The sequence below is a fragment of the Flavobacterium alvei genome (genome assembly GCF_002920895.1).
GTDB lineage: Bacteria > Bacteroidota > Bacteroidia > Flavobacteriales > Flavobacteriaceae > Flavobacterium > Flavobacterium alvei.
This window is the reverse complement of sequence record NZ_PQVG01000008.1, coordinates 185,858-193,099: the sequence shown is the minus strand read 5'-3', so window position 1 is coordinate 193,099 and position 7,242 is coordinate 185,858. Positions and strand designations below refer to the sequence as shown.

Sequence of the window (7,242 nt, the reverse complement as noted above, 5' to 3'; positions counted from 1 at the left end):
AACAAAATAAAATATTAATGAAAACCTATAAAACTAAAAACAGCACCAAAAACGTTTTTGATGCTGTTTAATTTATTTAAATTTGTCTAATAATCTGTATCGATTATTTAGGACTAGTCATACAGATGATTCTAAGATTTCAAATAATTTATTAAGTAGAAATTACTGTAAGGTATATTTTAAATAAAACTCTCCTTTTGTAAACACTTTTGTTGCTGTCATGGCTTGGTTTTTTCCAATAAAATTGAATGTTCCTTTAATTGTTTTATTCGTTTGATTTAACTCAGTTATCGTAATATTACCAGCACTTGTATTAAAGTCAGAATAATCAGAACTAAAAATATTGGTTCCTTCGGTATAAACACAAGATTTTTCAGCCCAACTGAGATTGTAAACACCTGTGCCTATTTTGTAAACATCATGTACAACCAAAGTCATAGAACTTGAGTTATCTGCGCCAGTAATTATAATAGAATTAAGAGGTGTTGAATTTAATGCTTGAACTGTTGACCATTGTTTTGCTACGCCATCTTTAGTCACTTTAAGGTAATAACCCGTGCTCGTTCCTCCTCCTGTTCCATTATCTGGAATTATGCTACCGTCAAGAGGTTCGTTTTCACAGGAAGTAAATAATACTGATGCAAAGAAAAATACGGTAATATATTTTATGAAATTCATGTTTATACTTTTAAAAAAATGTAGTGTTTTATTTAATATTTAATAACTATTGAATTAGCTTTTTTTTCAAAAAATATGGCAATAATAAAAATAGTGAGAATCTAAATTCTTTCCTATTTGTAGGCTATATTTATTGTAGCCATTTTTTAGGACTAGTCATTGGTTAATTTACTTAACGATGTATGAATCTAACTCTTGAACAACTGTTTGACCTCCGGTTTCTGTAGTCATTTTAATTGGGCCAACATTTTTGGAATACCAATAATAGCTAGTAACGGTCGTAGTTTGACCAACCATAGTTACCTTCTGAATATATTTAATTTTGATTACATCAGTATATTTATGACCCGCAATAGTAATGGAACTATTCTTCTCCATAACAGTTGCTAAAATATCAAAATCTAAAGAGATAACTGGGAAATTTGGATCTGTATAACTAGTTGTTTGAGAATATTTATCAGTCCAAGTTCCTCCCACAGATAAATAATCTTTTAATATAATAGTCTCATATCCAGTCATTGTAAAACCTGGTATTGATCCTTGTGCAGGTGAACTTAAATTCTCCATCTTTAAATAATAATTCCCGTTCAATTTTCTTAATCGCTGCACTCCAGAAATAGTGGTACCTATTTCTGTTCCTACTTGTTCATTAAAGGTATAATATGGATTTGCGTTTATTGTATTTGTGGAAATCATTTTCATTGGGCTTTGCAATACGCCATCCATCTTGAAAACCCATTGATTATTTACTGCGGTTGGCCAATAATCTCCCGAAGAAGTTCCTCCACCTGGAGTCGTTGGTACTGTTGGAGTTGTTGATGAAACATCTACGGGTTCTATTTCACAAGAAGTAATTAATAATGACGCAAAGAAAAATACGGTAATACATTTTATGAATTTCATTTTTTTATTTTTAAACACATCAAATGTAGTATTTTCTTTTAAATATACGAAACCTTTGCTGCAGGAATTTAAATAAAATTTAATCCTAAAAAAACTACGACTAAAATCACAATAACAAATCTTATACTATTAATGACTTTATCGCTAATTGATTATAAATTTTATTTAACTGGTTCAATTTTCTTCATAAAACTAAGTACAATATAACCTAGCAAAAAGAAAATGGCTAAAATAAAAATAGAATTTCGCATCGAATTGGTTATCGAACCCACAAAACCAAAGATAAAAGTTCCTAAAACGATGGCAATTTTCTCGGTCACATCAAAAAAGCTGAAATAAGTGGTATGATCTTCTGTTTCGGGCAATAATTTAGAATAAGTAGAACGCGATAAAGACTGAATGGCTCCCAAAACCATTCCGATTACACCTCCAAGAGCATAAAATTGTATATCAATATACTTGTTATCCTTGTCTAATAAATAAGCGGCAAAACAGATAAATCCCCAAATGGCGATGGTTAATTTTAGGGTTTTTATGTTTCCTATTCTTTCGGAAATTCTTGAAAAAAGAAAAGCGCCAAAGATGGCCACAATTTGAATCAATAAAATGGTAATAATCAATTGGCTGGTTTCAATTCCTAATTCTACTTTTCCGTAAATACCAGCCAATAAAATAATGGTCTGAACACCAATGCTGTATAGAAAAAATGCAATTAAAAACTGTTTTAAAGTGGTTAGCTTTTTTAAACCTATTAATACTTCTTTCAACTCTTTAACCCCTTTGAAGATAAAATCTTTTCTCGGTTTTCTATTGTAAACATTGGATGGCAAATAATGGAAAGTGTATTGTGCAAAACCCATCCACCAAATACCAACCATTAAAAAGGAGATTCTTGCAGGCAAAGTTTCATCCATTATACCATACCATTCTGGTTTCATAATCATTGTCAAATTGAACGCCAATAATAATACAGAACCGGTATAACCAAACATAAATCCTTTGGCACTCACTCTATCGTGCTGCTCTGGAAAAGCAATTTCTGGCAAATAGGAATTATAAAAAACGATGCTTCCCCAAAAACCAACACTAGCCAAAATGGTGGCTAAAATACCTATCCAAAGCGTATTGGTGTCTCTAAAAAAGAACAAACTAATCACTGACAAAGAGCCCAAGTAGCAGAAGAACTTCATAAAACTCTTTTTGTTTCCTGAATAATCAGCAATTCCTGATAATATTGGAGATAAAAAAGCTACAATCAAAAAAGAAAATGATAAGGAATAAGACAAAAGTGAACTGTTGGGCAAAGTAATTCCCAAAAAATCTACCATCCCGCCATTGCTACTCGTTACAGATTCATAATAAATAGGAAAAACTGCTGTTGCAATTACTAACGAATAAACTGAATTTGCCCAATCATAAAATGCCCAAGCATTGATCAATTTAGGACTTCCTTTTGGTAAATTTTCCATTTATGATATTTTAAAACTTGATAAAATTTATATTTATTGAATGTTTAGTTTACTGTTTTTTCGACTAAAACTGAAGTAAATTAAAAGACCTATTAGCAACCAAATAGTGAAGTAAATCCAGTTCCAAACGCTCAATTCTGCCATCATATACAAACAACAAATCAATCCCAATAATGGAATTAAAGACAAATTAGATCTATTAGACCAAACTGTGAGACCTATCATAACAATCAGGAAAATCCACATTGGAATTTTATGTTTAAAAAGGCTAAAACCACTTTCATATTTCAGAGAAATGTCTATTGGCAATGAATCTACAACCGTTTTATAAAGCGCATCATCCTGACTAAAACTACTCAAAACTTGCTCTAAATCTTCGGAAGCAATTTTTTTATCTCCATAATTTTGAGCAATAAATTCATAAACTTCTTTAGATTTATCCTTATTTAAGGAAGTCACAATAACTGATGGCGAACTAATTTGTTTTTCATTGGTCAAAAAAGCCATTGTTGCTTTATTGTTGTATTTAAAGGCAAAAACCAAAGCGATAATTAGCAAAAAAGGAATGACATATTTTGAATTAACATAAGGTGTTTTGAATTTTCCTCGAGGAATATCCTTTTTATTTTGCAAAACCAAAACCCCAGCACAAACCAAAACAAAGGCAAACAAGGTTCCAATACTACACAAATCGGTTACCATTGTCAAATTCAAAAACAAAGCTGGAACTGCTACAACAAATCCAGTAACAATGGTGGCAAACGAAGGTGTTTTGAACTTTGGATGCACTGTAGAAAAACGTTTAGGCAACAATCCGTCACGGCTCATACTCATCCAAATTCGAGGTTGCCCCATCTGAAAAACTAAAAGAACGCTCGCCATTGCTATTACGGCGCTTACACCAATAATTCCTGACATCCATCCGATGTGTAATTTATCAAAAACAAAAGCTAACGGATCGCCCACACTCAATTCATTATAACTGACCATTCCTGTCAACACTAAGGCTATGGCAATATATAAAAGGGTACAAATAATTATTGCCCACATCATTCCTCGAGGCAAATCACGCTGTGGATTTTTGCACTCTTCGGCAGTAGTTGAAATAGCATCAAAACCAATATAAGCAAAGAAAACAGCCGAAACTCCTTTTAAAACTCCTGAAACTCCATTGGGTGCAAACGGATGCCAATTATCAGTATTTACATAAAAAACACCAACAGCAATCACTAAAAGTACAATGCATAATTTAATTACTACCATCAAATTACTAGCATTTCTGGACTCTTTCATTCCACGATAAACCAAAGCCGTAATTAAAACTATAATTAATAATGCAGGTAAATCAGCAACAAAATGAAAAGAACCAATTACTGGCGAAGTCGTCCAAGCCGTATAGGAAGCTTGTAAACCAGCACTTAAATTTTCGAAAGATTTCCCTCCGTGCATCAATGCTGTTGCATCTTTAAAGCCATTCGAAGCTGTTAAATAATCCATCTGAATCCATTGCGGAAGTTTAATTCCACCACTTTCGAGCAAGCCTGTAAAATAATCACTCCACGAAATGGCAACCGTTATATTGCCAATAGCATACTCCATAATCAAAGCCCAACCAATAATCCAAGCAATGATTTCTCCAAAAGCCACATAAGAATAAGTATAAGCACTCCCAGAAACCGGAACCATTGACGCAAATTCGGCATAAGCAAAAGCCGCAAAACTACAAGCAATTGCAGTAAATAAAAACAGGAAAATAACGGCTGGACCACCATCGGCACTAGCTTTTCCGATGGTACTAAAAATTCCTGCTCCAACAATTGCTGCAATTCCAAACGCAGTCAAATCACGAGCGTTTAAGTGTTTTCCTAAAACATGATGTCCATCAGACTCGTTTTTATCTACTTGCTTTAAAATATCGTGAACTGTTTTTTTTCTAAATAAATTTGAAAATGCCATTGGTGAATTTTATAGTTATGGGCTACTAATTTAGAATCTATTTTAGTTCCCTATTTTATATTTTCAAATATAGAAAACAAATTCAATTTATAAAGTTTTGAGTTGCTATTTTTAACTTCCAATTGTTCTTAAAATGTCCTTCCTTTATTTTAAAATCTATTTCTTTTTTTTTTAAGTTGAATAAAACTAAAAAAGTGGTCGAAATTTCTTCCCACCACTTTTTTCTATAAGTTCAATATTTGAATTAGTCTTTTATAATCCGACTTTTGAATTGCTTTTCACTAGTAATTATAGCGTTTGAAGGCTTCAATCGCCTGATATTCGGACAACCCTAGCTCATCATAAATTTTTGCAGTATTCTTGTTGCGATCCTCTGCTCTTACCCAAAATTCTCTTGAATCGTTGCCTTGAAACATTACTCTGTCTTTTTGAGATTGGTGATACAAAATAGCATGTCTTTTTAACAAAACCTCGTCAGGACTTAATGGAACCGCCATATCTATTTCATGAACATCCCATTCGTGCCAAGCTCCTCTATACAGCCACAACCAACAATCATTCATAAAAGATTCGTGTTTCAATAAATTCATTGCCGCCAAAATGGCATTTAGACAAACTTCATGAGTACCGTGTGGATCGGCTAAATCGCCTGCAGCAAAAACCTGATGTGGTTTGATTTTTTCTATAATGTCTTTTACTATAGCAATATCTTCTGCTCCCAATGGATTTTTCTTTATTTTTCCTGTTTCATAAAAAGGAAGATCCAAAAAATGGGTGTTTTCATCTTTTAATCCAATGTAACGTGTGGCTGCATAAGATTCTCGACGTCTAATTAATCCCTTTAATTTTCTAACTTCCGAAGAATCGACTTCATTTTCTTTTTTATTATTAATGAAATCAATAACCTCTTGAAAATTAATATCCAAATCTTTTTTGCCTCCAATAAAATCATTGCACACTTCGGCAAATTTCAAAGCTTCATCATCAGTAACAGCTATGTTTCCTGAGGTTTGATAAACAACATGCACATCGTGTCCTTGCTTAATCAATTTAGAAAAAGTTCCCCCCATAGAAATTACATCATCATCTGGATGTGGACTAAAAAGAATAACTCTTTTTTGGGCAGGATTGGCTCTTTCTGGTCTATGAGAATCATCAACATTTGGTTTTCCGCCTGGCCAACCCGTTATAGTATGCTGCAAAACATTGAACATATTGATATTCAAATCATAAGCAGAACCTTCTTGTGCCAAAAGGTCTGACATTCCATTATTATTGTAATCTCTATCGGTAAGTTTTAATATGGCTTGATTGGTTTCTTTACACAGCCAAACAATAGCTTTGTGTTTCAATTCTTTTGTCCAAATACATTCTCCAACTAACCATGGTGTTTCAAATCGGGTTAATTCTGAAGCTGCCGATTGGTCTAAAACAAAAGTTACATTATTGTGATTTTGCAAAAAAGTGGCAGGTACTTCGGAACTAATTTCTCCTTGAATGGTTGTCTTGATAATAGAAGCCTTATTTTGTCCCCAAGCCATCAATACAATTCTTTTTGATCGAAGAATGGTAGAAACTCCCATTGTAATGGCTCTTTTTGGAACTTGATTGATACCGTTAAAATCAGAAGAAGCATCTACTCTAGTAATGTGATCTAAAGTGATAATTCTAGTTCCAGAGTTAATATGAGAACCCGGTTCGTTGAAACCGACATGACCAGTACGGCCAATTCCAAGTAATTGAAAGTCAAGTCCACCAGCTTTTGCAATTTTATTTTCATAATCAACACAATACTGATTCAGGCTTTCAATAGAAACAGTCCCATCGGGAATATTCACATTTTCTGGCTTAATATCGATGTGATTAAAAAGATGTTGATGCATAAAATAATAATAGCTCTGATTGTTTTCTTTATTCATTGGATAATATTCATCCAGATTAAAAGTAACAACATTGCTAAAACTAAGTCCCTCTTCTTTATGAAGTCGCACCAATTCCTCATAAACCTTTATAGGAGAAGAGCCTGTAGCCAACCCTAAAACGCAAGTTTTATTTTTGGCTTGTTTTGATTTTATTAAATGGGCTATTTCTTGTGCAACAATCCTAGAAGCTTCTACCGAGTTTTGAAAAATGACATTATGGATTTTTTCAAAACGGGTTGTTTCGTACTTTCCAGGTTTTGCATACGTTAAAGTTTGAATTGTGCTCATTCTTGTGTCGTGTTAAAGATTTACAA

The 7,242-nt window shown here is 33.0% G+C and carries 5 protein-coding genes; all 5 read right to left on the bottom strand.

The genetic code is table 11. The features are described from left to right. Positions 1-162 precede the first annotated feature (162 nt). On the bottom strand, positions 163-678 hold the full coding sequence (locus C3L50_RS14400) for a DUF6252 family protein (RefSeq protein ID WP_103806878.1): 516 nt from the start codon (positions 676-678) through the stop codon (positions 163-165). Positions 679-846: 168 nt separating this feature from the next. Continuing rightward, on the bottom strand, positions 847-1,581 hold the full coding sequence (locus tag C3L50_RS14395) for a hypothetical protein (protein ID WP_103806877.1): 735 nt from the start codon (positions 1,579-1,581) through the stop codon (positions 847-849). 161 nt (positions 1,582-1,742) lie between these two features. Continuing rightward, positions 1,743-3,050, bottom strand: a complete 1,308-nt coding sequence (locus tag C3L50_RS14390; RefSeq protein WP_103806876.1) for an MFS transporter — start codon at positions 3,048-3,050, stop codon at positions 1,743-1,745. Between the two features lie 33 nt (positions 3,051-3,083). Continuing rightward, positions 3,084-5,006, bottom strand: coding sequence for an amino acid permease (locus C3L50_RS14385; RefSeq protein ID WP_103806875.1), 1,923 nt, complete (start codon positions 5,004-5,006; stop codon positions 3,084-3,086). Between the two features lie 281 nt (positions 5,007-5,287). Next, a complete protein-coding gene (nagB, locus tag C3L50_RS14380) occupies positions 5,288-7,216 on the bottom strand; it encodes a glucosamine-6-phosphate deaminase (RefSeq protein WP_103806874.1) in 1,929 nt (642 codons plus the stop codon). Positions 7,217-7,242 lie beyond the last annotated feature (26 nt).

Bases quoted from the DNA above. Each gene is read 5' to 3' on its own strand.
- C3L50_RS14400 (WP_103806878.1), bottom strand. From the start codon at position 678: ATGAATTTCATAAAATATATTACCGTATTTTTCTTTGCATCAGTATTA.
- C3L50_RS14395 (WP_103806877.1), bottom strand. From the start codon at position 1,581: ATGAAATTCATAAAATGTATTACCGTATTTTTCTTTGCGTCATTATTA.
- C3L50_RS14390 (WP_103806876.1), bottom strand. From the start codon at position 3,050: ATGGAAAATTTACCAAAAGGAAGTCCTAAATTGATCAATGCTTGGGCA.
- C3L50_RS14385 (WP_103806875.1), bottom strand. From the start codon at position 5,006: ATGGCATTTTCAAATTTATTTAGAAAAAAAACAGTTCACGATATTTTA.
- nagB (WP_103806874.1), bottom strand. From the start codon at position 7,216: ATGAGCACAATTCAAACTTTAACGTATGCAAAACCTGGAAAGTACGAA.